The following is a 25,665-nucleotide window of genomic DNA, read 5'->3' on the forward strand; positions in this document are numbered from 1 at the left end:
TCTCATGAGGACGTTCTTGCGACGTCATCGTTGCGTAACGACCTTCCGTGCGCAGTTGTTGTCCAGCCATCACCCGGCGCGGACACGGGTCCGAAACCCTCTGCGACATGCGAAAAGCGCTCCTGACGACGATCTTCGCGCTCACTGCGGTGATCAACACCGTCGTCCCTGCCCATGCCATTCGCGGCGGCGTCGAGGCACCGGCGCCCTACCCGTTCTCCGGGTCGTTGCAGCGGCCCGACTCGCCGCGCGTGGACGGCCACACGTGCGGCGTCACGCTGGTCGCCCCGAGCTGGGCCGTCACCGCGGGCCACTGCACCAAGAACAACCCCAGCGGCGCCCAGGTCGGGCGCCCGAAGAACTGGACGGTCCGGCTCGGCACGACGGACGCCGGCAGCGGCGGCGAGGTGATCGCCGTCGAGCGGTTCGTCACCTACTCGAACTACCCGGTCCACGAGGGCGACATCGGCCTGCTGAAGCTCGAGAAGCCGGCGAAGACCAAGCCGGTCGCCCTGCCAGGGGTCCGCCCTGCCGAGGGCACCAGGACGCGCATCCTCGGCTGGGGCATGACGTGCGACCGCCGCGCACCCGAGTGCTACCCGCGGAAGCTGCGCGAGGCGGACACCGTGATCCAGCCCGTGCAGGCCTGCGACGGCATCCACGCGGACCGCGAGCTCTGCATCGGCGCGCTGGACGGCAGCGTCGCCGCCACGAACATGGACTCCGGTGGCCCCGGACTCGTCCGCGACGGCGACCGCTGGGTGATGGCCGGCATCGTGAGCGGCTCCGGCGGCGACGACCGGCCGGTCATGTACACGGACGTCCACCACTTCACGGGCTGGATCAACGACGTCGTCACCGGCAAGATCAACCCGCCCGACACCCCGGTGCCGAACCTCGAAGGCGCCGCGTCGATCGGTCCCTGCTCCGCGTCCGTGGTGAAGACCGACCGCACCAGGCTCAGCGATCACGCACTCCTGCTCACGAACGGCCACTGCGTCCCGGAACGCCCCGCGCCGGGCCAGACGTTGCGGGACGTCGCGATCGAGATCCCGGTGACCATCGGCGACCGCCAGGGCTACCTGCAGGCCAAGGCGCACACGACGCACCTGGTCCACGCGACCATGTCCGGCACCGACACCGCGCTGTACCGCCTCGGCCAGACCTACGCCCAGCTCCACGCGAAGAGCGTGAAGATCTTCAAGCTGGCCGGTCGGTCCGCCAAGCCGGGCGAGCAGGTCGACATCATCTCGTCGGGCAACGGCAACCGCTTCAAGTGCACGATCGACGCCGTCGTCCCGCACCTGCGCGAAGAGGGCTACACGCAGGACAACGCCTACCGCTACGACCCCGAATGCAAGCCGTCGCACGGCGGTTCGGGCTCACCGATCGTGCTCCGCGACGGCAGCACCGTCGTCGGTGTGCACAGCACCGGCAACGACAACGGCGAACAGTGCACGGCCAACAACCCCTGCGAGGTCGCAGCGGACGGCACGGTGACCGTCCGCCAGGGCGCCCGTTATGGCCAGCAGATCACGCACCTAGCCGCTTGCGCACGAACCCCGAAGCCTGGTCGACCACAACAACCAGAAGCAGCACCACGAGGATGTGCGTGACCATCTCGTCGAACCGGAACAGCTTGATCGACTGGTTGATCAGGAAGCCGATCCCGCCCGCGCCGACCAGGCCGAGCACGAGCGACGACCGCACGTTCACGTCCAGCCGGTAGAGCAGAAGTCCTGCCAGGGACGGCATCACCGTCGGGAGCACCGCGTGCAGAGCGATCTGCGGACCGGACGCGCCGGTCACCCGCAACGCATCGCGCGGCCCGCGGTCGCTCTCGTCCATCGCCTCCGCCCAGAGCTTGCCCATCACGCCGGTGTTGTGGAACACCAACGCCAGCACGCCCGCGAACGGACCGAGCCCGACGGCCGTCACGAAGATCAGCGCGAACACCACGTCCGGCACCGAGCGCAGGAACGACAGCACCGCACGTGCCGCCTGCTGCGCCCAGGCCGCGGAAGTCGTCGCTCGTGACGCCAGAAGTGCCAGCAGCAAAGCGAACGGGATGGAGAACGTGGTGCCGAGCAGTCCGATGTAGAGGGTGGTCACGGCCGCTTCGAGGGACTTGCCGAGCACCGAGAGATCGGGTGGCAGCGACTCGGCGAGGAAGTCGGCCATGCCCTCCCAGCCCGCGATGAGCGCGGCGGGGGAGAACTCCGTGGCCTGCCAGGCAAGCACGTGCACCACCACGGCAACCGCGGCCACGATCCACACCGTGGACGACGGCCATCGCCTTTTGGGAACCGCCATCGTCATGCGAAAGCCCCCATCTCCACGATCCGATGTGCGTAGGTCCGCGCGAGCTCCGGCTGGTGCAGCACCGCCACGACGGCCAGACCGTCGTTCGCCAGTTCCACCAGCAACTCCATCACCTGCACGGCGGCCTGCGGGTCCAACGCCGACACCGGCTCGTCCGCGAGGATCACGTTGGCGCGCTGGCACAACGCCCGCGCTATCGCCACACGTTGTTGCTGCCCACCGGAAAGCCGGGCACACCGCTCCAACACCCGGTCCGCGAGCCCGACCCGGTCCAGGCACCGCACGGCCTCCTCCCGGACGTCCTGTCCGAAGAACACCGAGCGGTGCAACGGCAACCGGCCAAGAGCGCCGGAGCACACGTTGTCCAGCGCAGTGCGGCGCCCGACGAGGTGGATCTTCTGGAACACCATGGCGGCGTTCCCGTCGACGGAGACCGAGCCGCCGTCCGGGGTCTCCAGCCCGACCACGCAGCGCAGCGCCGTGGACTTGCCGGAGCCGTTCGGCCCCAGCAGCGCCACGAACTCCCCGGCCTCGACCGTCAGATCGAAGCCGTCCAGCACGGTGCGGCCGCCGAACGTCTTGCGCAGGCCGCGGATCGCGAGCATCAGACGTCCTCTTCCTTGAGGCCCAACGTCGTCGCGAGGTCGAACAGGACCTTGTACGTGTCGTTGTTCACCTGCACGAGCGGTCCCGGCGGGGTGACGTCGAGGAACGCGCCGACCTTCTCGACGTCGCCCGGCGAGAGCTCCAGCAACGCCTTGCGCACCCGGTCCTTGAACGCCGGGTCGAGGTCGCCGCGCACGGTGATCGGGTCGTTCGGGATCGGCTCGGACTTCCAGATCTGGCGGAACTTCGAGGAGTCGAACGTGCCCGCGGCCTTCGCGGTGGCGAGCTGCTGGCTGTTGATCTCGGCGGCGTCGACCTTGCCGTTGATCAGCGCGAGAATCGCTTCCGGATGGCCACCGGCGTAGTCGAGCTTCACGCCGGCCACGTTCGCCTTTTTCAAGCCGTAGCGGGGCAGCGCGTCGCCGGACGCCGAACCGACGCTGCTCAGCGCGAGCGACTTCCCGGCCAGGTCCTCGGTCTTCTGCGCGGGCGAGTCCTCGGCGACCCAGATGCCGGCGGTGTAGCTGGTGAGCTTGCCGGTGCCGTCGGCGAACGAGACGAGCGGCTCGGCCTTGGCCTTCTGGGCGGCGAACACGTAGCCGAGCGGCCCGAACTGGGCTACGTCCAGCTTGCCGTTGCGCATGGCCAGCACCTCGGCCGCGTAGTCGTCGACGATCTGCAGCTCGACCTCGCAGCCGAGTTTGGTGGTCAACGCCTTGGCGAGCACCTCGTAGGCGGGCTTGAGCTTGTCTGGCGCCTCGTACGGCTCGACGCCGAAGCGCACGCGACCGTTCGGGCAGTCACCGCTCGAAGCGGAGTTCGTTGGGCCACAAGCAGTCAGGGTCAGTGTCGCGGCGAGTACGACGCTGAGGACTCTCATCACAGCTCCTGGAGGAGGTCGTCGAGCACGGCAGGGGCGAGGCCGAGCGCGGTGGTCATGCCGATGCCTGAAGTGACCGAGACGGCCCGGATCCGGGGAGCGGGCGTCGCGGTCAGGAAGGGTTCCGGGGCCGATGCGTAGATGCCGCGCCAGCGTTCGAGGACGTGCAGCGCGGGGACGCCGAGCAGCCGGGCCGTCTCGGTGAGCACCAGGTCGTCGAGGTGCTCCGGCCGGTAGGGATCGACCGTGCGGCTGTAGTGGTGGGTGTCGCCGATCGTCAGCGAACCGTCGGGGAGCTGGGTGTACATGAGGTTCAGCCCGGCTTCGACGAGCTCGGGATGATCACGCGTGAGCCGTTCGCGGACCTGCTCGATGCTGGGACACCGCGCGAACGCGTCGTAGCGCAGCATCGAGAATCCGGTCAGCACGGCCGGTTCGATCACGCCGCTGTGTGCGACGCGCAGCATGCGCAGCTGGCAGCGTTGGATCTGGTGGTCGTCGGCGAGGTGGGGGAAGAACCTGTCGACGTCGTGCCCGACCGCGACGACCGCCGCGCGGCACCTGATCGTGCCGCGGGTGGTGCGGACGTGGCCCGGCTCGACCGTGAGCACGTTGGTCGACCAATGGAACGTGACGCCGCGTGCGGCCAGTAGCGCGGCGATCGCGTGCACGGCTTCGCGCGGGTTGACGCGGATGTCCAACGGCAGGAACGCACCTTCTTCGGTGAGCTCGATGTCACGGACTGATGCGAACTCTTCGAGCACAGCGCGTTCGTCGTCGTGACGTGCGACCACGACCGTGCCGGACTCACGCAACCAGAAGTCGGCCTCGCGAGCGAGCTTCAGCCACTCCTCGCGCGCGGTCATCGCGTACTCGTAGGCCACCCCGTCCTGAGCGGTGAAGCAGCCGTGCCCGAAGTTGCGCACGGAGGCCCCGACCGCGTGCTCGTCGCGCTCGACCACAGTGACGGACAGACCTCGTCGCACCGCGTGCCAAGCGTGCGCGAGCCCAACGACGCCCGCGCCGACGACCACCAGGTCCACACTTGTCATGACAAGAACGATGAGCGGCGGTCAAAGCAGAATCAATGGCCGTCCTGATGTGTTCACTTGGTGTTCAGACTTGTTATGACATGTATCGTTGAAGCCATGGAGATGCCCCTGCACGAGCGCATTGCGGCCGATCTGCGGCGCCGCATCGCCTCGGGTGAGCTGGCCGTCGGTGATCCCGTGCCGTCCGAATCGCAGCTGTGCGCGGAGTGGAACGCCTCGCGCGCGCCGGTCCGGCAGGCTCTCACGGCGCTGCGGGCGGAGGGCATGATCGGCGGCGGCCGCGGCAAGCCCGCGGTGGTGCGCAGGCACACGCTGTCGCAGCCGTTCGAGACGTTCCTGTCGTTCTCCAGCTGGGCCGCGGGCCTCGGACACGTGCCGGGCCAGCGAACCCTGGAGATCGCGCGCCGCCCGGCCTCCGCGGAGGTCGCCGACGCGCTGGCGCTGGACGAGGGCACACCGGTCGTGCAGTTGTTGCGGCAGCGGCTGATCGACGGCCGGCCGACGATGCTGGAGCGCACGACGTTCGTGGAGTCCGTGGGGCGCCTGCTGTTCGACTTCGACTGCGACAGCGGCTCGCTCTACCAGTACCTGGGGGAGCAGGGCGTCGACATGACGATCGCCCGGCACCAGATCGACGCAGTCGCGGCCGACGAGACGGACAGCGAACTGCTCGAAGTCGCTGTGGGCGCCCCACTTCTGCGGGAACGGCGGCGAGCGTCCGGTGTGGACGGTCGCCCGGTCGAGCACTCCGACGACCGCTACCGCCCGGACCTGGTCAGCTTTTCGATCGAGAACTCCCAGCAGGCGCACCCGGCGCTGCTGCGGGACTGGAGGGCTTCGTGAAGGTCGACCTCGTCGTGCTGGACATCGCCGGCACGACCGTGCAGGAGCACGGGCTGGTGTACCGCGCACTTGCCGAAACCGTTGAGACGGCCGGAGGTTCGTCCGCCGACGTCCACCGCTGGATGGGCGCCGACAAGCGCGAGGCGATCTCGTCGATGCTCGGGCGCTCCGATGTGGACGCCGAGTTCGCCGACTTCCACGACCGCCTGGCGAAGTTCTACGCGGAGACACCGCCGGAGCCGTTGCCCGGTGTGCCGGAGACGTTGGCGTGGTTGCGGTCCAACGGGGTGAAGGTCGCCCTCACCACCGGATTCGACCAGCCTGTCGTCGACGGGCTGCTGGACGTCCTGGGGTGGCGCGACGGCGTGGTGGACGCGGTCGTCACCGTGGACGGTGTGCCCGCAGGCCGCCCGGCGCCGTACATGATCTTCAAGTCGATGGGGCTGACCGGCGCCACGGACGTGCGTCGCGTCCTCACCGCCGGCGACACCGTTCGCGACCTGGAAGCGGGCATGAACGCGGGTGCGGGCTTCGTGGTCGGGGTCCTCAGCGGCAGCCAAACCGCCGAGGAACTCGGTGCGGCCCGGCACACGCACCTGTTGAGCAGCGTCGCGGAGATCCCGAAGCTAATCCAAAGCCGCGGTGTGGCGTAGCTGCTCCGGCGACGGATCCGCGATCAGCACCTGCAACGCCGCCGCGAACTGGTCGAAGCGCCGGTCGAACTCGGCCAGTTCGCGCGACGGCTCGGCCACCAGCGCCGCCCGTCCCGCCTTGGGCACGGCGGTCGCCAGCGCGTCCCGGAGAGGCTGCGACCGGCGCAGGGTCACGAGCAGCGTCCACAGCCGTTGCTCGACCAGCGCCACCTGCACCGGATCACCGGTCACGCGCAGGAAGTCCGACCGCACGGCTGTGGCACGCCGGCGCTGATCAGGACACGTGAAGTCGTCCGACCGGACCACCTGCGTGTCCGGCGCCGACCTGGCGAGCGACTCCTCCGACCGGAACCGCCGCGCAGGCACGGTCCCGGCCGGGTTCCACATCCACCAGAACGTCATCCGACCAGGTCGTCCGCGTCGACGATCTTGTACGCGTAGCCCTGCTCGGCCAGGAACCGCTGCCGGTGGGCCGCGTAGTCGGTGTCGAGCGTGTCCCGCGCGACGACCGAGTAGAAGTGCGCCTGCCGCCCGTCGCCCTTCGGCCGCAGGATCCGGCCGAGGCGCTGGGCCTCCTCCTGGCGCGACCCGAACGTGCCGGACACCTGGACGGCGACCGAGGCCTCGGGCAGGTCGATGGAGAAGTTGGCGACCTTCGACACGACGAGAGTGCGCAGCTCGCCGCGGCGGAACTGGTCGAACAGCTCCTCGCGTTCCTTGTTCTTCGTCGATCCCTTGATCACCGGCGCCCCCAGCTCCTCGCCCAGCTCGTCCAGCTGGTCCAGGTAAGCACCGATCACCAGAGCCGGCTCGTCGGGATGCTGGTCGAGCACCCTGCGCACGACCGGGATCTTCGTCCGCGCGGTCGAGCAGAGCTTGTAGCGCTCCTCCGGCTCGGCCGTGGCGTACTGCAGCCGCTCGTTGTCCGTCAGCGTCACCCGGACCTCGGTGCACTCGGCGGGAGCGATCCAGCCCTGCGCCTCGATGTCGCGCCACGGCACGTCGTAGCGCTTCGGCCCGATCAACGAGAAGACGTCGCCTTCCTGCCCGTCCTCGCGCACCAGCGTCGCGGTCAGGCCCAGCCGGCGACGCGACTGCAGGTCCGCGGTCATCCGGAAGACCGGCGCGGGCAGCAGGTGGACCTCGTCGTAGACGATCAGGCCCCAGTCGCGCGAGTCGAACAGCTCCAGGTGCTTGTACTCGCCCTTCGACTTGCGGGTGATCACCTGATAGGTCGCGATCGTGACCGGCCGGATCTCCTTGCGCTCACCGGAGTACTCGCCGATCTCCTCTTCGGTGAGCGACGTGCGCGCGATCAGCTCCCGCTTCCACTGCCGCCCGGCCACGGTGTTCGTGACCAGGATCAACGTGGTCGCCTGCGCCTCGGCCATCGCCGCCGCGCCCACCAGCGTCTTGCCCGCGCCGCAGGGCAGCACGACGACGCCGCTGCCACCCGCCCAGAACGCCTGCGCCGCGAGCCGCTGGTAGTCGCGCAGCTTCCAGTCCTTCTCGTCGAGCTCGATCGGGTGCGCCTCGCCGTCGACGTACCCGGCGTGGTCCTCGGCCGGCCAGCCGACCTTGAGCAGCAGCTGCTTGAGCCGCCCGCGCTCGCTCGGGTGCACGATCACCGTGTCGTCGTCGATCCGCGCGCCGAACATCGGCGCGATCTTCTTGTTGCGCAGCACCTCTTCGAGCACCGCGCGGTCGTTCGAGTGCAGCACCAGCCCGTGCGCCGGGTTGTTGGTGAGCACCAGCCGCCCGAACCGGCTCATCGTGTCGACGACGTCCACCAGCAACGGCTGCGGCACCGGGTAGCGGCTGAACCGCACCAGCGCGTCGACCACCTGCTCGGCGTCGTGCCCGGCCGCGCGGGCGTTCCACAGGGCCAGCGGCGTCACGCGATAGGTGTGCACGTGCTCAGGCGCGCGCTCCAGCTCGGCGAACGGCGCGATGGACGTGCGCGCGTCGTCGGCGAGCGGGTGGTCGACCTCGAGCAGCAGCGTTTTGTCCGACTGGACGATCAGTGGGCCATCGGTCACGGGTACAAGTCTCCCTGACGGCGCCAAACGCGTTCGACCTGCGTCAACTGGCAAGTGTGAGGCGACACACCCAGCCAACACGACGTGACGTACTTTCTCGCGCATGAGCACCGAGTCGACTGATCCCGTCGAGCCACCGGCCACGGTGGCACCGGCTCCGGAGGAGACCGAGACCGACGAGTCGCCCAAGAAGAACAACTGGCTGAAGTTCGTCATCGTCGGCGTGCTGGCGGTGGTCCTCGTCGGCGGCGGTGTGTGGGCGCTCACAGCGCTCAACGGCACCAAGGTCGGCGACTGCGTGAGCGCCGCGCCGAAGGACGTCGACAAGCCGGACGGCGAGTGGAACGTCTCGTCGCAGGGCTGCGGCGACGCGAAGGCCACGCACCGGGTCGCCAAGGTGCTGAACAGCTCCGACGACCCGTGCCCCGACGAGGGCATCTACGAGCCGGTGAAGTCCGGTGGCGACTCGCTGTGCCTGATGCCGAACCTCGCCGAGGGCAACTGCTACACGTCCGGTGACGACGGCGCCTTCAAGAAGGAGGCGTGCACCACCGAGTCGCCGGTGAAGATCGTGAAGAAGGTCGACGGTCTGCCGGAGGAGGGCACCACGTGCCCGGAGGGCTCCAGCGAGCTGCGCTTCAGCGAGCCGGCCTCGGTCTACTGCATGGGCGTGCACGAAGGTTCCTGATCGGGTGAACTCGGTTGAGTTGATCATCGACTGACGCCGATACCCAGGCCATGAAGAAGGTCGGCCTGGGTATCGCCGTTGTTCTCGCGCTCGTCCTGCTCGGCGGGTTCGTGCTGAACCAGCTCGGCGACGCGACCGAGGCGGCCAGGGTCGGCGACTGCGCCCGCATCTCCGGCTCGCAGGACAACCCGAAGTACCAGGCGCTCGACTGCGCCTCGGAACAGGCGACCGTCAAGATCGCCAAGATCCTGCCGTTCAACGAGCAGAAGTGCCCGTCCGGTGGCATGGACTACTCGACCTACACGGGCGACTCCACGCTCTGCCTCATGCCGAACTTCGTCGAGGGCTCCTGCTACGGCCAGAACCCCCAGAGCGGCATCGCCAAGGTCGCCTGCACCACCAAGGACTCGGTGAAGGTCGCCAAGGTGCTCACCGGCAAGACCGACCGCGCGGCGTGCGGTGACTCGCGCGCGGCGGTCTTCCCGGAACCCGCCGTCACCTTCTGCCTCGAACGCGGCGACAAGCAGTGATCTTCGCGTAAAGCACCTTCCTCGGCGGAGTCCACGTGGCAACCTCTGCGGCGTGATCAACGAGGAGGCCGCGCCCAGGACGAGCCTGGGAAAGCAGGTGCTGACCTACGGGGCAACGCTGGTCGTCGCGGCGGTCGCGATCTACGCCCTCTCCGAGTTCGCGGCCCGGTTCCAGCCGCCGAAGCAACCGGATTCGCCCGGTTCTGCTGCCTCCGTCGCGCCCAGCGAACGGGCGGCTACCAAGCGGCCGTAACGTTTCCGTAAAGCCCCGGCGGATTCCTCGCCCGCGTGGCAACCTCTCCTCCGGCCGTGTCGGGGGGCGTGGGCTGTTCGGCGTAAGCAGCTCGCGCGAATGGTCCGGCCTATCACGCTTTCGAAACCGGAGTCGGTCCCATCGGCTCCGGTTTCGCGTCTTTGCCAGTCCATCGGAGAGGAATCCAGTGACCACCCCCAACTACCCGCAGCAGCCAGGGCCGTACGGCCCGCCTCCCGGTGGGCAGCCGCAGCAGCCGTACGGTCAGCAGCCCGGTCAGCCAGGCCAGCCCGGTCAGTACGGCCCGCCGCCGCAGCAGCAGGGTTATCCGGCCGACCCGTACGACCAGCCGCAGGGTCAGCCCGGCCAGTACGGACCGCCTCCCGGTGACCCCTACGGCCCGCCTCCCGGTCAGATGCCGCCCGGCCAGCCCATGCCGTACGCGCAGCCACCGAAGAAGAGCGGCGCCGGCAAGATCATCGGCTCGATCCTGGCGTTCGTGCTGGTCGCGGGCGGTGTCTTCCTGGTGAAGGCGCTCATCGGCGGCGGCATCAGCGCCATCAGCGGGCCGGACGCCAAGCCCGGAGACTGCGCGAGCGTCACGGGCACCACGGTCAGGCCCGAGTACAAGAAGGTCGACTGCGGCGCGACCGAGGCGAACTACTTCATCGCCAAGGCCATGAAGTCGACCACCGAAGCGTGCCCGAGCGAGGACTACGCCGAGTACAGCGAGAGCGGCCGCCGCGGCTCCGGCATGAAGCTCTGCCTCGTCGAGAAGCTCCAAGAGGGCAAGTGCTACAAGGAAGAACTCGTCAAGATCAACATGGAGGGCATGAAGGTCGTCGAGTGCCCGGCCGCCCCCAACGAGTTCGCCATCACGAAGATTCTCAAGATCGAGAAGATGGTCAAGGCCGCGACCGCCGAGTGCGGTGAGGCAACTGCCGTTTCCTACGCCGAACCGTCGCCCGGAATCACCTACTGCGTGACCGCGGTCGAAGGCAAGTGAGCGAAGTGAAAGAGGCGGGCCGTGAAAATCGGCCCGCCTCTTTCACTTTTTTCATGTCGAGCTGCAACTAATTCGTCGTACCCGGCGGCAAAAGCTGCTGCACGTCCAGACGACCGGACAGCACGTCCTCGGTGTCCATCATGTCGGCGACCCGCTGGAGCCGGATCGGGTTCAGCGACAACGGGAACGTGCCGACGGACACGAGCGCCGCGGTCGGCCCGTCGACGTCCGCGTAGCTGGTCAGCGAGTCCTGCACGGCGAGCTTGTTGGACTGCGCGCGCTGCTGGGCCTGGCGCAGCACGTCCCGGAACACCTTCAGCGTCTTCGGGTTCTGCTCAGCGAACTTCTTGGACGACGCGTAGCCGGACATCGGGAAGTCCAGTGTCGGACCGCGCGCGGTGTCGGTGAGGATCTTCGCACCGATGTTGCGCTGCGCCTTCGTGATGAACGGCTCGATCATGAACGCCGCGTCGATCTGCCCGGCCGTCAGCGCGTTCTCCATCTCGCCGAACGGCATCGAGGCGAACTTGATCTTCTGCTTCTCGACCGCGGCGGTGTCCAGCACGGCACGCGTGGTCAGCGCGCCGATGTCGGTCTCGCTGTTCACGCCGATGCGCGGCGCCTGCTTCTTGCCGGGGTCGTCGTAGTCCGACGACGCGGCCGTGACCAGCGCCATCGAGTTCGGACCCGCCTGGTAGGCCTCGCCCTGCAGCTGCAGTTCGGTGCCCTCGGCGACCGAGCGGAAGAGGCTCACGTGGGTCGCCCACGTGATGTCGAGCGTGGTGTCCAGCTGCTTGATGGCCTCGGCCTCGCTCGGCTGGGTGACCAGGTTGACCTGCAGGCCCGCCTTCTCGAACAGCTTTTCGGTCAGCGCGATGCGCAGCGGGGCCACGTCGACGACGGGCAGCACGCCGATGCGCAGGACGTTGCGTTCGACGTCTGCGGTGCCGCCGTTCGACGAACTTCCGAACAGGCTGCAGCTCGCGGTCAGAACGCACGTGATGAGCACTGCAGCAAGCCGCAGAGCTTTGGCTCGGGTAGCCATGGCACCTCTCGCCGGTAGGCCTTGAGTAGCATCGATTTGATCTGTGAGTGTCGCCACGGACCAGGCAGTCCGCAGTCCCAACTGGGCGTTCGGACGGACGTGCGGCGTGCCGACAACCGGGGATGTTAACCACCTGAACGTATGAAACGACACCCCGTCTCGATACGGTGAGTGCTTCTGGAGACTTCCCCCGAGGAGGGGGTGGCCATTACGCTCCCCGCCGGGTGGCACAGGTCGCAGTAGAGGATCGTGTCTTCAGAACGGGGTAGGGCGCCTCACCGGGCGAACAACCTCTGTGCTGCAATTCGGCCCGTTTGACGAGTCCATGCTCGGTCCTGGGGAGAGACCGGGACACTGCTGCTGGAAGAGGAAGCCCAGAGTGGCCCGACGTGAGAGAGGTCCCAGCCAGTTTGGCGTGGGTGACACCACACGCTCCGAAAGGCCCGAATCGGGTGACGGACTGGCTGCGCTGGGTAACGGCACCGTGACGGCGACACCGGACGTGGTGAAGACCGACATCGGCACCGGACCCGGATCAGGACCTGCCCGATCCGCGCCATGGCGGCTGCGCAACTGGAGGTTGCGCACAAAGCTGCTCGCCGTGCTGCTCATCCCGACGGTCTGTGCGCTCGCCCTGGGTGGCCTGCGCGTGCGCACCGACCTTCAGAACGCGACGGAGTTCAACAACCTCGCGAACCAGATCCGCCTGGAGACGGCGGTCGCCGACCTGGTGCAGCAGTTGCAGCGCGAACGCGACCTGTCGGTCAGCTACGTCGCGTCGAACAAGAAGGTCGACCGCGTCGTCCTCGAGCGCCAGCTGCGCCGCGTCAACGACACCAGCGAGGCGTTCAGCAACAGGATCTCCGAGCTGAGCTCCGACCTGAACCCGAAGGCCGTCGAGCGCTTCCAGGTCGCGTTCAACCAGCTCAACCGCCTGAACAGCCTCCGCAACTCGGTGCGCGACACGCAGTACCCGGCAGAGGCCGTCCAGCGGACCTACTCGGAGTCCATCGAGACCCTCATCGGCCTCGGTGAACAGACGATCTCCGAGATCAACGACCCCGAGCTGGTGCGACTGCACCTGACCACGAACGCCATCGCGCGCATCAAGGAGCAGGAGTCGCTCAAGCGAGCGATCCTCCTGGACGTCTTCCAGCGCAAGGCGTTCACGCCGTCCCAGCTGCGTTCCCTGCAGGCCGCGGACGCGGAGCTCGAGGCGGCCCGCAACGACTTCCGCAAGTCCGCGACGCCGGAACAGGCCAAGATCTACGACGACACCGTCACCGGCCTCATCGTCGACACTGCGAACGACATGCAGGAATCGGCGATCAACCAGCAGTCCGCGACCGGCAAGAAGGACTTCACCCAGCTGACGTCCGAGAAGTGGGACATCGCCGCCACGCTGACGGTCAACCTGACCCGTGACGTCGAGAACCTGCTGGTCGAGCAGCTGCAGAACAAGACGGACGTGGCCGCCGGCGACGCCCGCCGCAGTGCCTACATCCAGTCCGGCATCGTGCTCGTGGTCCTCGCGCTCGCGTTGCTGATGGCGCTGTTCGTCGCCCGCTCGATCCTCAACCCGCTGCGCACGCTGCGCCGCACCGCCCTCGACGTCGCCGACCACGGACTCCCCGACGCGGTCGAGCGCATCCTCGCGGACCCGAACCCGGAGGAGGCGGCGAAGAACGCCGTCGAGCCGGTGCCGGTGCACACGCGTGAAGAGGTCGGTCAGGTGGCGCGCGCGTTCGACGCGGTGCACGGTGAAGCGGTGCGACTGGCCGCCCAGCAGGCCCTCCTGCGTGACAACGTCAACGCGATGTTCGTCAACCTCTCCCGCCGGTCGCAGGCGCTGGTCGAACGCCAGCTGAACCTGATCGACCGCCTGGAGCAGGACGAGCAGGACCCGGACCAGCTGGCCTCGCTGTTCGAGCTGGACCACCTCGCGACCCGCATGCGCCGCAACTCGGAGAACCTGCTGGTTCTCTCGGGCACGGACCTGTCGCGGCGCCTGACCCGGCCCGTCCCGGCCGCCGAGGTCCTCGGCGCCGCGGTCTCCGAGGTCGAGCAGTACGCCCGCGTGCAGGTGGGCCAGACCCCGGACCTCACCGTCCAGGGCCGCGCGGTCAACGACCTCGTGCACCTCATCGCCGAGCTGCTGGACAACGCCACGGCGTTCTCCGACCCGGTCACCAAGGTCACCGTTCGCACGGCCAAGACCCGCAAGGGCGAGCTGGCGATCGAGATCCAGGACCGCGGCGTGGGCATGGGCGACCAGGAGATCCTCGACGCCAACGAGCGTCTGGCCGACCCGCCGGACGTCGACGTCGCCGTCTCCCGCCGAATGGGCCTGTACGTGGTCGCGCGGCTCGCCAAGCGCCACGACATCAAGGTCCGCCTGCGCGGCAACGAGGACATCGAAGGCGGTACGACCGCACTGGTGATCGTGCCGGAGACGCTCATCGCGTTCCCCGGCCAGGCAGCTCCCTCGACCCCGCCGTCCGGCAGCGGCATCGCGGGTGCGTTCGGCATGTCGCCTGCACCGGCGCCGTCGCCCGCCGAGCACACCACCGAGATCGGCACGACGGCGACCAGGGCGAGCGGTATCGCCGGCGCGTTCGGCGGGCCCACCGGCTCCATGCCGAGGATCGACGAGTCGAGCCCGAGCATCCCGGTCAGCTTCGTCCCGAGCGCACTCACCGACACCGGTGCGGGCGCGACGGGCATCCCCGTCTACAACGAGACGCCGATCGAGGACTCGACGCCGTCCGAGCGGTGGCGGCGCGACCAGCTGGCGGCGGTCGAGCCGGAGGGCTCCTTCGGCGAACCGACCCTCTTCACGGCCTACGAGGACCGGCAGGAGGACGACGGCGAGATCTCCTTCGAGCCCGGCTACGAGACCACGCAGTTCGTGCCGATCCCGCCGATCGAGGACGAGCACTCCGCGGCCAACGGCGTTTCGCGCGCCTCGGTCGACGAGGGCCGCCTCGACCTGGGGATGGCACACCGCAACGGCACCTCGGAAGCCTCGCGCAAGCAGATCGAGCACGACCTGGACGCCCCGACGGAGCGCCTGCCGATCTACGAGGCGGTCCTGTCGCAGTGGTTCCAGGCGGTCGGCAGCGAGACGTCCGCGTCCGCCGCTCAGCCGGTCCCCGCGGCCGCTGAGCAGGACGCACCGGCCGAAGCCAACGGACGTGTGGAGTCCGGCCTCGGCAGCGTCGACAAGGGTGAGAAGAGCAGGGTCGACTACATCGACGAGCCGCCCACGACCCCTCCGCTGTCGGACGGGCCGGAGCCGGAGCTCCCGACCCGTACCCGCAAGCCTGTACCGGCGGTGACACCCACCACCACGTCGGCCGCTGGCCTGCCCGTGCGCCAGCCGCGCGCAAAGGTGCAGCCTGCGGTCGAGGAAGCAGTGACCGCACCCGCCGAGCAGGAGCGAGTTGTGGAACCGGAGCCCGTTGTGGAGGAGACTCCAGCGGCGGCACTCACTTCCGAGTCGGCCTGGCAATCGCCTGCCGATGAGGGATGGCAAGCGGCTCAGGCGTTGTTGAACAAGGCGCCGGAGACGAAGACAACGGCAGGATTGCCGAAACGGACGCCGAAGGCTCAGCTCGTGCCAGGATCTGCGGCGCCGAAGCCGCAGTCCCTGACGCAGACAGCACAGCGCCCGCCGCTGCCGCCCCGCTCCGCTGACGCGGTGCGCGGACGGATGTCGAGTCTGCAAAGTGGTGTCCGAAAGGGCCGGCACGCATTGATCGAGGCATACGCTGGTGACCAGTCGAGCCGGCAGAACGAGGAGCAGGAGTGACGACCGCAGCGCAGCCAGGCAGCTTTGGTTGGCTTATCACCGACTTCGTGCGGAGGGTGCCCGGCGTGGCACATTCCGTCGTGGTGTCCGCGGACGGGCTGTTGCTCGCGGGGTCCCAGGGCCTGCCCAGGGACCGTGCAGAGCAGCTCTCCGCCGTCGCGTCCGGACTGGTCAGCCTCACACAGGGTGCTGCCCGCTGCTTCGAGGCAGGCGGGGTCAACCAGACCGTGGTCGAGATGGAGCGGGGTTACCTGTTCCTCATGTCGATCAGTGACGGTTCGTGTCTCGCCGTCCTCGCGGCACCAAACTGTGACATCGGTCTGGTGGCCTACGAGATGACGCTTTTGGTGGAGAGAGTCGGCCAACAACTCACCCCTGAGCTGCGCGCGCAGCTTCAGGGCGTGGTCCGTCGCTAGACCTCACTTGAAGTTCAGGGGTGAGAAGAGATGGCTGGAAGATCTGGCGCTAGAGGCCGGGGCTTCGGTAGGAACTTCAACTACCAGGAGTGGGCCGCTGGTGGGTTCCAGTTCGACGAGCCTGACGCGATTCCCCAAGAACCAGAGGAAGCCGAGGACGCACCCCACGATGAGCGGGTTACAGGGCAAGGGCTAGGCGATATGTCTCAGCGTGAGGTGGATGACTCGTCGTCGTATCCGTACGACGACGTGCCGAACCGGTTCGACATAGACGGGTACGGCACCGGGTTGTTCGGTGGCCCCGGTGCGGACCTCTTCGGCCAGCACGAGATGCCGGACGCGGTGCCGGAACAGCTGCCGTACACCACCGGGCCGCAGCCGGTGTACACCACCGGCGCGCAGCCTGCTGTGCGTCCGGAGGAAACTTCTTCTGCGGACTCGGGTTCACTGGTGCGGCCGTACACGCGCACCGGTGGGCGCACACGGCCCGACTACGACCTTGCGATCGAGGCGCTGATCTCGACCAGCGAGCGTGGCCTCGAACGGGATGCCGCAGTTCTTCCTGAGCACAGGTCGATCTGCGGGCTGTGTGTGGACACGCGGTCGGTGGCCGAGGTCGCGGCACTCCTACGCTTGCCTCTTGGCGTCGTGCGGGTGTTGATCGGCGACATGGCAAGCATGGGATTGGTTTTGATTCACCAGGGCGGTCTGGTCGTGGGGGACCGGCCTTCCATGGAATTCCTGGAGAGGGTGCTCAGTGGGCTTCGCAGGCTCTAGTCCCCAGGGCGCCGAGGGCGCACGGAAGCCGACGACCTCCGCCAAGATCGTGGTGGCGGGTGGCTTTGGTGTTGGCAAGACGACGTTCGTCGGCTCGGTGTCCGAGATCGTCCCGTTGACCACCGAGGCGGTGATGACCGAGGCCAGCGCGGGGGTGGACGACCTCTCCGCCACGCCCAACAAGGTCACCACGACGGTCGCGATGGACTTCGGCCGTGTGTCGCTCGACAGCGACCTGATCCTGTACCTCTTCGGTACGCCGGGTCAGCACCGGTTCTGGTTCATGTGGGACGACCTGGTGCGGGGTGCCATCGGCGCCATCGTGCTGGTCGACACCCGCCGTCTGGCCGACGCGTTCGCGTCGATCGACTTCTTCGACGACCGGCAGCTGCCGTACGTCGTGGGTGTCAACTGCTTCGACGGGCTCCTCCACCACAGACTGGAGGACGTCCGCGAGGCGTTGACGATCGACGAGTCCGTGCCGATCGTGACGTGTGACGCCAGGAACCGGCAGTCGACGAAGCAGACGCTCATCACGCTGGTGGAGCACGCGATGCGCCAGTGGATGTCCGTCCGCGCCGGCTGACCTCCCCGCACCGGGGGACAACCGCAGAACGTGCGACGAGGCGAGCGCCACCTTCGGGTGCGGCGCTCGCCTCGTTGCGGTCTGATTCAGTTCGCCCTCGTCGTGGTGGCCTCCCTCCGGATCAGCTTTGCCGTCGGCTCAGATGTGGAGCTGAACCAGGTTCGGCAGCAGGCACACGCTGAGGATGCCCAGCGCAGTGATGTTCGGGCAGGACGGCTTCACTTCTTCCGGGCAGTCGTCTTCCTCGTCGTCGCCCTTGGTCTGGTCGGTCAGCCCCGCGGTGTCGTCGGTGATCGTGACCGCGGACTCGAGGACCGGCTCTTCCTCGGGTTCGACGGGCGGCGCGGCCACCTGTGGTGTCGGAGGTGCGGCGACCTCAGGTGCCGGAGGTGCGGCCACCTGAGGTGTCGGCGGCGGGGCGATCGCGGGCTCAGCGGCCGGCGGTGGTGCGACGGCGACATGCGCCGAGGGTGCGGCGACCGTTGCCGCGGCAGCGGCCTCGACCCCGATGTGCGTGAACGGCACGCCGACCGACGCGTCGGCCCAGATCTCCGCGTGGCCTAGGTCCACCGCGAGCTGGATGCCCTCGTTCTCGTCGAGGTCGAGAGTGATGCCGCTGCCCGTGTTGAGGCTCGCGCCCGCGCCCAGACTGACCGGGATCGAGTTCACGTTGTTGTTGTAGGCACCAACGGTCACGTTGACGTTGTTGTCCCCGAGAACCTCGATGATCGGGTCGGCCTGAGCTGTTCCTGTTGTGAACGGCAAGGCGAACGCCAATGCCGTTGCGGTGAGGACCGCTCTACGCGCCCACCGGGTGATGGCCATTTGCGCTGCTCCTCCTTCGTCGAGCGAGCGTCGTGAAACGCTCACGCCACTCGACGCTAGGTCGCCACGCAGACACGCAAGGGTGGACGTCCGGTTCGTCCGGGGGATGACCGAACGTCAGCCCTCGTCCACCAATGCGGCGGACGTGATGCGATGAAGAGGGAACCGCAGCACCTCTCCGTAGCTGTGGTCGTAGCCCTCGAGGACGCCCCCGCCCACCACGTGCGGCTCGACCACGCGCTGCGCGGCCGTGCCGTGGGAGTCGACGAACCCGACCAGCACTCTGCGTCGCGCCCGTGCCGCCTGCTGCAGCAACGACAGGGTGGCGGACGGCCCGGCACCGAGGTGGCCGGGGACCGCGACGCGTTCACCCCGTGGTGTCGCGGCGGCACGATCACCGGCCCGGACCAGCCGGACGAGTTCACCCAGCCGCTCGTCGGCGGGCACGGTCGGTGACGTGACTTTGCGGGCGGTCCGCTGCCTGGGCGTGGTCCGGCGCCCGCCCGGTCGCAGGTCGAGGACTTGGCCGTCCGGGCCCTCCGCTGCCGGGGCGAACCCGGCCGAGCGCAGCCCGTCCAGCACGTCTGCCAGCGGCAACGGGCTCACCAGCACCGTCGGCGCGATCCGGCGCAGCTCCAGCCGGGCGGCCTCGGGATGCGCGAGGACCTCGCTGATCAGCACCGGGTCGTCGCACCGCAGGAACGAGCCCGCCGCGCCGCCGCGCAACCTGCCGTGGCGGCGGGCGGCGTCGTCGATCAGGTAGGTCAACGACTGCGGCACCGGCGTGCGTGAGCGGATCTTGAAGAGTTCGTGCAGCTCATCAGCGGTGCGTCCGGCGTCGAGCGCGCGCCGGACGGTGGTCTCGCTGATCCGGTAGACCGTCGCGCTGCCCGCCGACTCGACGTTCGCGACGAGGGCCAGCTCGTCGGCGAGGTCCGGTTCGAGCCTGCCGGGCGCGACGACGGTGAGGTCGGCCTGCACCAGCACGTGGTCGAGCGGGGCGGGCAACGCGTCCCCGAGCGACTTGGCGGCGTGACCGGGGCCCTCGTCGAGCAGCACGCGGCCGGCGCTGGTGATCGCGCCGAGGGCGAGCACGCCGACCGCGGTGCCCTCCTCGATCGTCCAGCGCACCAGCTCGTCGCGCTGCCGTCCGCCCCGGCGCGGTGCCCGCCAGCCGAGCAGCGCGGCCAGGTCGGCCGGGTTCGCGATCGCCGTGCCCTTGGGGAACGCGGCCAGCGCGTCGAGGACCCACCGGCGGTCCCGTGGCGCCTGTGCGCGGCGGATCTCGTCGGCGAGCGGGGTGAAGAGCCTGTCCTTCTCGTCGCGGCGGCCGACCAGCGCGGGCAACCTCGGCAGGTCCAGCCAGGCGTGCGCGACGGTGGCCCAGCGGACCTCGGCGGTGGCGGCGAGCCACACGTCGGCCTTGGTCGTCGGCACCCACTCCGGTTCGGCGGCCTCGGTGTTGGCGGCCAGGTCGGCGCCGACCACGAGCTCGATCAGCAGGGCGGCGCGGCGTTCGTCGACGTCGAGGTCCTTGGCGGCCTTGCGCAGCTCGCGGACGCCCAGCCCGCCGGTCCGCAGCACCGGCGGCGGCTCGGCCGACCAGCTCGCGATCAGGTTCTCGACGTGCCGGACGAGCTCCAGCGCCTCGCCGCCGCCCGTGGCGTCGATGCTCGACTGCTGGAGGCTCGCGGTCTTGGGCTTCGGCTCGGCGACCTGGATCGGGCCGAGTGGTCGTTCGCCGCGGAACTGGAGTGCGATCTCCCGCGGCAGCTCGACGGTGCCCGGATCGCGCCGCAGCAGCAGACCGCGCGCGAGGAGACGTTGCACGGGCGTCTCGGCCTTCTCGAGCGGTACGACCCGGGAGGCGTCCTTGGTGTCGCCGATGGGCGGTCCGGCGGCGAGTTTCTGCAGGACCCGCTGCTCGCCCTCGGTGATGCCGTTGAGGTCGTACGTCTGCCCGGTCGCGCGGCCCAGCCCGCCTGGATACGTGCCGAACGCCTCGCGCGTGACGGGTGGGACGGACATCGCGTCGTCATCGCCCCACACGAGCGCGAGAGACCTCAGCTTCGTGACGGCCTGCTTGAGCGGCTTCGGCTTCACGTCAGCCCCGAGCACCCCGGCCAGTGTGGCCAACGCCACGGGCTCGGCGTCCGCGCCCTGCACGACCAGGCCTTCGAGGACCGCGAGCGTGAACGTGTCGAGGTCCTCGCAGGCGCGCGCGATCGAAGCCCTGGTGCCGACCCGTGTCGCGAGCACGGACATATCGGCAGGTGGGGGCGTCGCCAGGTCAGGACGCGCGCGCAGCAGTGCCACGAGAGCGGCGTCGTCCTGGGCGCGCAGCCAGTCGGCGAGAGTGATGCCGGACATTCTCACCACGGTATATGGGCCGGTCGACTTCACATCGTGCTCTGTCACACTTGTCGCGTCATTGGGCATCACCGAGGAGGAGAACGTGGCGAAAGGACGCCCTGGACGGGTCGACCCGCACTGGCCGGAGGGCCCCGACGGCGGCCACCCCGTCACCGAACTGACCAGTGACGTGCAGGGTGCGCTCTCGCCGTTCGGCACGGTGACGTTCCCGCTGCCGGTCGAGGACCTCGGCTACACGCACCCGGTGACCGAGATCAACAAGTCCTGAGTGGACACACGCGACTGTCAGAGCCGTCTTAACTCTGTCGAGTCGCGTGAGTACCGCAAATGGGCCGGGGATAGGCTCACTTCCCGCTTGAGCTGCACTTCGTGGGAGGAAGACGATGCCGGTCCCCGGCCCTGGTTACTCGATCACCGTTCGCCTGGAGGCGCCGCCGTCAGCGAGCGCCGCGGGTGACCTCACGTCGGCCGTCGGCCGCGCGGGCGGGGTGATCACGGCGTTCGACGTCGTGGAGTCGCACAACGACCGCGTCGTCATCGACCTCACCTGCAACGCCCTGTCCGCGAACCACGCCAAGGACATCACCGACACGCTGGAGACGTTGCCCGGCATCGTCGTCCGCAAGGTGTCGGACCGCACGTTCCTCGTGCACCTCGGCGGCAAGATCGAGATCTCGTCCAAGGTTCCGCTGCGCAACCGTGACGACCTCTCCCGCGCGTACACGCCGGGTGTGGCCCGTGTGTGTGAGGCCATCGCCAAGAACCCGGACGACGCGCGCCGCCTGACGATCAAGCGCAACACCGTCGCCGTCGTCACGGACGGCTCGGCCGTGCTGGGCCTGGGCAACCTCGGCCCCGCCGCCGCGCTGCCGGTGATGGAGGGCAAGGCGGCCCTGTTCAAGAAGTTCGCCGGCGTCGACGCCTGGCCGGTCTGCCTGGACACCCAGGACACCGAGGAGATCATCCGCGCGGTCGAGCTCATCGCTCCCGTGTACGGCGGCATCAACCTGGAGGACATCTCCGCACCGCGCTGCTTCGAGATCGAGGCCCGCCTGCGCGAGAAGCTCGACATCCCGGTCTTCCACGACGACCAGCACGGCACCGCGATCGTCGTCGTGGCCGCGTTGCGCAATGCGTTGCGGGTCGTGAACAAGGACATCAAGGACTGCCGCATCACGGTCTGCGGTGTCGGCGCGGCCGGTTCCGCGATCATCCGCCTGCTGCAGGCCCAGACGCCGGGCGACATCATCGCCGTGGACGTCGACGGCATCGTGCACCGCGACCGCCCCGGCCTGGACGCGAACCTGAAGTCGATCGCCGCCTCCACGAACAAGGAGAACCAGTCGGGCCGGCTGCACGACGCCCTGGTCGGTTCCGACGTGTTCATCGGTGTCTCGGCCCCGAACCTGTTCGGCGCGGAGCAGGTCGCGACGATGGCCAAGGACGCCATCGTGTTCGCCCTGGCCAACCCGGACCCGGAGATCGACCCGATGGAGGCCCAGCAGCACGCCGCCGTCGTGGCGACCGGCCGCTCGGACTTCCCGAACCAGATCAACAACGTGCTGGCGTTCCCCGGCGTCTTCCGCGGCCTGCTGGACGCGCACGCCCGCACCATCACCGACGCGATGCTGCTGGCCGCCGCGCAGGCCATCGCCGACGTGGTGGACGGCGACCGGCTCAACGCGTCGTTCATCGTCCCGTCGGTCTTCGACAACACCGTGGCGCCCGCCGTGGCCGACGCCGTCCGCAAGGCCGCGACTTCGTAGGGGCCCTTCCTCCGGTCGCGGCATACGATCGCGGTATGACCAAGCAGTTCACCCACCTGGACTCACAAGGCGCGGCCCGCATGGTCGACGTCTCCGGCAAGGAGCAGACCACCCGGACGGCCGTGGCCACCGGGATCCTGCACACGACCGCCGAGGTGGTTGACCTGCTCGGCTCCGACGGCCTGCCGAAGGGCGACGCCCTGGCGACCGCGCGGATCGCGGGCATCATGGCCGCGAAGCGCACCTGGGAGCTCGTTCCCCTGTGCCACCCGATCTCGCTGTCGTCGGTGGTGGTGGACCTGGCCCTGGCCGCGGACTCAGTCCTGATCACGGCCACGGTCCGCACCACCGACCGCACGGGCGTCGAGATGGAAGCCCTGACCGCGGTCTCGGTCGCCGGTCTGACCCTGCACGACATGGTGAAGTCCGTGGACCCGGCCGCCTCCCTGGACGCCGTCCGCGTCGAACGCAAGGAAGGCGGCAAGTCGGGCCTGTGGGAGCGTCCGTGAAGGCAGTGGTCATCACCGCCTCGAACCGAGCCTCGTCGGGTGTCTATGAGGACCGCAGCGGCCCGCTGATCGTTTCTTGGTTGGCGGATCGCGGCTTCGCGGTCTCTTCACCGGTAGTCGTGCCAGACGGCGACCCGGTCAAGCAGGCGTTGTCGGAGGCGGTCGCTTCGGGCGCCGACCTGGTCGTGACCACGGGAGGCACCGGCATCAACCCGACCGACCGCACCCCGGAAGCCACTCGTTCGGTGCTCGACTACGAGATCCCGGGCCTGGCCGATGCGATCCGCATGTCGGGCTGGCCCCGAGTCCCGGGCTCGGTCCTGTCCCGCGGCGTGGCAGGCGTGGCGGGCCGAACCCTGATCGTGAACCTGCCGGGCTCGACCGGCGGAGTCCGAGACGGCCTGGACGTGCTGGCCACCGTCGTGGAGCATGCCCTGGACCAACTGCGCGGAGGTGACCACAAATGAGCGTCGTCCTGAGGGCAGTCGTAACCGAAGACCCCCTCTCAGTGGCCGAACACGAGGCCCTGGTCACCTCAGACCGAGCAGGCGCAATCGTCACCTTCTCCGGCGTGGTCCGCGACCACGACGGCGGCCGCTCGGTACTCGAACTCGAATATCACTCCCACCCGTCCGCAGCGGACGTGGTGGCCGAGGTGGTCGCCTCCCTGGCCGACAAGTACTCGGGCGTGCACGGCATCGCCGTCTCACACCGAGTAGGCCCGCTCAAGATCGGCGACGTGGCCCTGGCCTGCGCGGTGGCCGCCGAACACCGCAAGGAAGCCTTCTCGCTGTGCGCGGACCTGGTCGACGAGGTCAAGGCCCGCCTACCGGTGTGGAAGCGCCAGGTCTTCTCCGACAACACGGACGAGTGGGTCAACTGCCCCTGACCCGACCCGCAACCTGCCGGGGTGGGCAGCTTGCCAGCCAGCGGCACGGTGGACCGTGGCGTACCGACCAGGCGCGGCCGACCCGCATGGTGGGCCGGGGTGGCGCGGCCAGCCCGCATGGTGAGCCATGGCGGACCGGCGAGGTCGCGAGCCGATGTTGGCGCGGCGACCAAGCTAGCTAGCTCAGGTATTGGCGGTACTCGGTGACGCTATTCCGGGAGCGAGCCACGAGGATTCCGTCTACATCTCGCGAAGCCGAAGGCAAGCGGCGATGGCGACGCCGAGCCGATGTTCCTATGGCAATGCGGGCCGAAGGCAACTCCGTGTGGCGATGCGAAGCGAGCCGGACAGGGCTGTGCCACCGCGGACCAGCGGTAATGACCGCAAGCCAACCAGCCCGACGCAACCCAAGCCCGTCCGGCGACCTGCGCAACCACCAACGCAAGGCGACCAAACCGCAACCCGGCGCCCACAAACGCAGGCAGGGACCTCACCGTCGGGGGGTGACGGTGAGATCCCTGGTCCTGTGTCAGCCCACAACAGCGGGCCAGACGATCAATCGGCCAACAACCCTGCTCAGATCAGGATCTTGTGGCCCGGGAAGATCAGGTCGGGGTTCGTGAGGAAGTCCTTGTTCTTCTCCACGATGGCCTGCCAACCGCCGGCGACCTTGTTCGCCTCGGCGATCTTCGACAGCGTGTCGCCCGGCTTGACCTCGTAGTTGCCGTTCGGGTTCGTCTTCGAAGCGGCGAGCGAGACCACCGGCGCCTGCTGCACCGGGGCGGCCGTGCGCTGCTGCGGCTGCGCCTTGCGCTGCGGCTGGGCCTGCTTCTGCTTCGGGGCCGGCGCGGCCTTGCCCGCGTAGGCCCCGATGCGCTGGCTGCACGACGGCCAAGCGCCCTTGCCCTGCGTGCGGAGCACGTTCTCGGCGACGCGGATCTGCTCCTCGCGCGAAGCGTTGGCCGGGTTGCCCGTACCACCGTTCGCCTTCCAGGTGCTCGGTGTGAACTGCAGACCGCCGTAGTAGCCGTTGCCGGTGTTGGCGGCCCAGTTGCCACTGGCCTCGCACTGCGCGAGTGCGTCCCAGTCCATTCCAGGGGCGGCGTTGGCGGTGCCAACGGCCAGGCCCAGAGGGGCGCCGGCGATGATGCCGACGGCCGCGACCTTGGCGATAGTGCGAGCGGCGGAACCCTGCTTGCCCTGCTTGCCTCGGTTGAAAGCCATGTGCCTCTCGGTCCACCACACCTGCGGCCAGGAACTCGGGTTCGGGCCCGGTATGTTCCTGCGTCCCAGTCCGGCGGTTTCTCTCGCTCGGGGTCGTTCCGGAGAACCCTCGGACTGGGTTCGGTGCTCGGTCCTCCGGTCTTGCTCGTGGCTGGTCGGGTCCAGCCGAGGAGCGACGGTACGTAACCGACCGACCTCGCACCAAACGTATTCGACTGTGACGCGTATCACAGTAACGTTTTGGAACGTTGTGCTGACCCTACAAAACCGCAGGTCAAATATGTCGTTATCGGTCCGTTTCCATTCTGAGATCGGCCGAGATCTATCACTCAAAGTGAGGCATGGCTCACGCGTGTTGGGCCATCGGAGACGCCCTCGTCACCCGTCGAGGGACGGTTCTCGAGCGGCCGGATCATGCTGTCCGCATGAGCAGGAGTCGCGACTGGCCGCGCTGATGAAGATTCATGCGACTGCGGGCGATGCGGTGGAGGCCGAGCGGTACCGGCGGGAGGCACTGGAGCCGGCCCGCCTGACCGGCCGGAAGGAATGGGAACGGCGGCTGAGCGCGAGTT

Annotated in this window: 26 protein-coding genes; 16 read left to right on the top strand and 10 right to left on the bottom strand. The window is 68.7% G+C overall.

What is annotated here, in order from left to right; all coding sequences use genetic code 11:
* Nucleotides 1–107 precede the first annotated feature (107 nt).
* A complete protein-coding gene (locus DI276_RS31600; protein WP_112270172.1) occupies nucleotides 108–1,616 on the top strand; it encodes a trypsin-like serine protease in 1,509 nt (502 codons plus the stop codon).
* Here the strand turns inward: DI276_RS31600 and phnE are convergent.
* From phnE to DI276_RS31620, 4 genes are read right to left on the bottom strand one after another with little or no spacing between them, the layout of a single operon-like run.
* Nucleotides 1,534–2,268 (bottom strand): phosphonate ABC transporter, permease protein PhnE, encoded by a 735-nt coding sequence (phnE, locus tag DI276_RS31605; protein ID WP_232837055.1) that lies wholly within the window; start codon nucleotides 2,266–2,268, stop codon nucleotides 1,534–1,536. The two genes, DI276_RS31600 and phnE, sit on opposite strands and share 83 nt — an antisense overlap.
* Nucleotides 2,269–2,315: 47 nt before the next feature.
* Nucleotides 2,316–2,927: a phosphonate ABC transporter ATP-binding protein gene (locus DI276_RS31610; RefSeq protein WP_112270176.1), complete on the bottom strand. Its 612-nt coding sequence runs from the start codon at nucleotides 2,925–2,927 to the stop codon at nucleotides 2,316–2,318.
* Nucleotides 2,927–3,808, bottom strand: coding sequence for a phosphate/phosphite/phosphonate ABC transporter substrate-binding protein (locus DI276_RS31615; protein WP_112270179.1), 882 nt, complete (start codon nucleotides 3,806–3,808; stop codon nucleotides 2,927–2,929). The genes DI276_RS31610 and DI276_RS31615 overlap by 1 nt, the downstream gene beginning before the upstream one ends.
* A complete protein-coding gene (locus DI276_RS31620) occupies nucleotides 3,808–4,860 on the bottom strand; it encodes an FAD-dependent oxidoreductase (RefSeq protein ID WP_112270181.1) in 1,053 nt (350 codons plus the stop codon). Before DI276_RS31620 ends, DI276_RS31615 begins: the two co-directional genes overlap by 1 nt.
* Before the next feature lie 96 nt (nucleotides 4,861–4,956).
* Here DI276_RS31620 and DI276_RS31625 point away from each other — a divergent pair, with 96 nt between their 5' ends.
* The gene (locus DI276_RS31625; RefSeq protein ID WP_112270183.1) at nucleotides 4,957–5,703 is read left to right on the top strand and encodes a GntR family transcriptional regulator; all 747 of its coding nucleotides are present in this window, start codon (nucleotides 4,957–4,959) and stop codon (nucleotides 5,701–5,703) included.
* Nucleotides 5,700–6,356: a phosphonatase-like hydrolase gene (locus DI276_RS31630; protein WP_198681033.1), complete on the top strand. Its 657-nt coding sequence runs from the start codon at nucleotides 5,700–5,702 to the stop codon at nucleotides 6,354–6,356. The genes DI276_RS31625 and DI276_RS31630 overlap by 4 nt, the downstream gene beginning before the upstream one ends.
* Here DI276_RS31630 and DI276_RS31635 read toward each other — a convergent pair.
* Entirely contained in the window at nucleotides 6,330–6,758 is a 429-nt protein-coding gene (locus DI276_RS31635; RefSeq protein ID WP_112270185.1) for a hypothetical protein, read from the bottom strand. The two genes, DI276_RS31630 and DI276_RS31635, sit on opposite strands and share 27 nt — an antisense overlap.
* Complete coding sequence (locus DI276_RS31640; RefSeq protein ID WP_112270187.1) at nucleotides 6,755–8,395, bottom strand: DNA repair helicase XPB; 1,641 nt, start codon at nucleotides 8,393–8,395, stop codon at nucleotides 6,755–6,757. The genes DI276_RS31635 and DI276_RS31640 overlap by 4 nt, the downstream gene beginning before the upstream one ends.
* Nucleotides 8,396–8,498: 103 nt before the next feature.
* Here DI276_RS31640 and DI276_RS31645 point away from each other — a divergent pair, with 103 nt between their 5' ends.
* The 4 genes from DI276_RS31645 to DI276_RS31660 all read left to right on the top strand — a co-directional run bounded on the left by DI276_RS31645 (nucleotide 8,499) and on the right by DI276_RS31660 (nucleotide 10,872).
* Nucleotides 8,499–9,083 carry an LppU/SCO3897 family protein gene (locus DI276_RS31645; RefSeq protein ID WP_112270189.1) on the top strand — a complete coding sequence of 195 codons (585 nt, stop codon included), beginning with the start codon at nucleotides 8,499–8,501 and terminating at the stop codon, nucleotides 9,081–9,083.
* A 50-nt stretch (nucleotides 9,084–9,133) separates the two neighbouring features.
* Entirely contained in the window at nucleotides 9,134–9,613 is a 480-nt protein-coding gene (locus tag DI276_RS31650; RefSeq protein ID WP_112270191.1) for an LppU/SCO3897 family protein, read from the top strand.
* A gap of 52 nt (nucleotides 9,614–9,665) precedes the next feature.
* Nucleotides 9,666–9,866, top strand: coding sequence for a hypothetical protein (locus DI276_RS31655; protein ID WP_112270193.1), 201 nt, complete (start codon nucleotides 9,666–9,668; stop codon nucleotides 9,864–9,866).
* A 187-nt stretch (nucleotides 9,867–10,053) separates the two neighbouring features.
* Nucleotides 10,054–10,872 (top strand): LppU/SCO3897 family protein, encoded by an 819-nt coding sequence (locus tag DI276_RS31660; RefSeq protein ID WP_112270195.1) that lies wholly within the window; start codon nucleotides 10,054–10,056, stop codon nucleotides 10,870–10,872.
* Between the two features lie 67 nt (nucleotides 10,873–10,939).
* On the opposite strand, the gene DI276_RS31665 is transcribed toward DI276_RS31660, so the two are convergent.
* Nucleotides 10,940–11,917 (bottom strand): ABC transporter substrate-binding protein, encoded by a 978-nt coding sequence (locus tag DI276_RS31665; protein WP_112270197.1) that lies wholly within the window; start codon nucleotides 11,915–11,917, stop codon nucleotides 10,940–10,942.
* A gap of 484 nt (nucleotides 11,918–12,401) precedes the next feature.
* Between DI276_RS31665 and DI276_RS31670 the strand changes: the two genes are divergently transcribed.
* Genes DI276_RS31670 through DI276_RS31685 form a run of 4 tightly spaced genes read left to right on the top strand, consistent with a single transcriptional unit; the run spans nucleotide 12,402 to nucleotide 17,507 of the window.
* Complete coding sequence (locus DI276_RS31670) at nucleotides 12,402–15,728, top strand: sensor histidine kinase (RefSeq protein ID WP_232837056.1); 3,327 nt, start codon at nucleotides 12,402–12,404, stop codon at nucleotides 15,726–15,728.
* The gene (locus DI276_RS31675) at nucleotides 15,725–16,144 is read left to right on the top strand and encodes a roadblock/LC7 domain-containing protein (protein WP_030470879.1); all 420 of its coding nucleotides are present in this window, start codon (nucleotides 15,725–15,727) and stop codon (nucleotides 16,142–16,144) included. The genes DI276_RS31670 and DI276_RS31675 overlap by 4 nt, the downstream gene beginning before the upstream one ends.
* Nucleotides 16,145–16,174: 30 nt before the next feature.
* Nucleotides 16,175–16,921: a DUF742 domain-containing protein gene (locus DI276_RS31680; RefSeq protein WP_112270201.1), complete on the top strand. Its 747-nt coding sequence runs from the start codon at nucleotides 16,175–16,177 to the stop codon at nucleotides 16,919–16,921.
* Nucleotides 16,902–17,507, top strand: a complete 606-nt coding sequence (locus tag DI276_RS31685) for a GTP-binding protein (RefSeq protein WP_030470877.1) — start codon at nucleotides 16,902–16,904, stop codon at nucleotides 17,505–17,507. Before DI276_RS31680 ends, DI276_RS31685 begins: the two co-directional genes overlap by 20 nt.
* Before the next feature lie 138 nt (nucleotides 17,508–17,645).
* Here the strand turns inward: DI276_RS31685 and DI276_RS31690 are convergent, their stop codons facing one another.
* Both DI276_RS31690 and DI276_RS31695 read right to left on the bottom strand, forming a co-directional pair.
* Entirely contained in the window at nucleotides 17,646–18,332 is a 687-nt protein-coding gene (locus DI276_RS31690; RefSeq protein WP_112270203.1) for a hypothetical protein, read from the bottom strand.
* 117 nt (nucleotides 18,333–18,449) lie between these two features.
* Complete coding sequence (locus tag DI276_RS31695) at nucleotides 18,450–20,702, bottom strand: helicase-associated domain-containing protein (RefSeq protein WP_112270205.1); 2,253 nt, start codon at nucleotides 20,700–20,702, stop codon at nucleotides 18,450–18,452.
* An 85-nt stretch (nucleotides 20,703–20,787) separates the two neighbouring features.
* Between DI276_RS31695 and DI276_RS31700 the strand changes: the two genes are divergently transcribed.
* The 5 genes from DI276_RS31700 (at nucleotide 20,788) to DI276_RS53305 (ending at nucleotide 23,869) form a co-directional block, all read left to right on the top strand.
* Nucleotides 20,788–20,973 carry a hypothetical protein gene (locus DI276_RS31700; protein ID WP_109633120.1) on the top strand — a complete coding sequence of 62 codons (186 nt, stop codon included), beginning with the start codon at nucleotides 20,788–20,790 and terminating at the stop codon, nucleotides 20,971–20,973.
* A gap of 115 nt (nucleotides 20,974–21,088) precedes the next feature.
* Entirely contained in the window at nucleotides 21,089–22,471 is a 1,383-nt protein-coding gene (locus DI276_RS31705) for an NAD-dependent malic enzyme (protein ID WP_112270207.1), read from the top strand.
* A 35-nt stretch (nucleotides 22,472–22,506) separates the two neighbouring features.
* Nucleotides 22,507–22,980, top strand: a complete 474-nt coding sequence (moaC, locus tag DI276_RS31710; protein ID WP_112270209.1) for a cyclic pyranopterin monophosphate synthase MoaC — start codon at nucleotides 22,507–22,509, stop codon at nucleotides 22,978–22,980.
* Nucleotides 22,977–23,447, top strand: coding sequence for a MogA/MoaB family molybdenum cofactor biosynthesis protein (locus DI276_RS53300; RefSeq protein WP_112271341.1), 471 nt, complete (start codon nucleotides 22,977–22,979; stop codon nucleotides 23,445–23,447). The genes moaC and DI276_RS53300 overlap by 4 nt, the downstream gene beginning before the upstream one ends.
* Nucleotides 23,444–23,869 (top strand): molybdenum cofactor biosynthesis protein MoaE, encoded by a 426-nt coding sequence (locus tag DI276_RS53305; protein WP_112270211.1) that lies wholly within the window; start codon nucleotides 23,444–23,446, stop codon nucleotides 23,867–23,869. The genes DI276_RS53300 and DI276_RS53305 overlap by 4 nt, the downstream gene beginning before the upstream one ends.
* A 576-nt stretch (nucleotides 23,870–24,445) precedes the next feature.
* Here DI276_RS53305 and DI276_RS31725 read toward each other — a convergent pair.
* A complete protein-coding gene (locus DI276_RS31725) occupies nucleotides 24,446–25,093 on the bottom strand; it encodes a transglycosylase family protein (protein WP_112271343.1) in 648 nt (215 codons plus the stop codon).
* Nucleotides 25,094–25,665 lie beyond the last annotated feature (572 nt).

The organism is Lentzea terrae (assembly GCF_003265345.1).
GTDB lineage: Bacteria > Actinomycetota > Actinomycetes > Mycobacteriales > Pseudonocardiaceae > Lentzea > Lentzea terrae.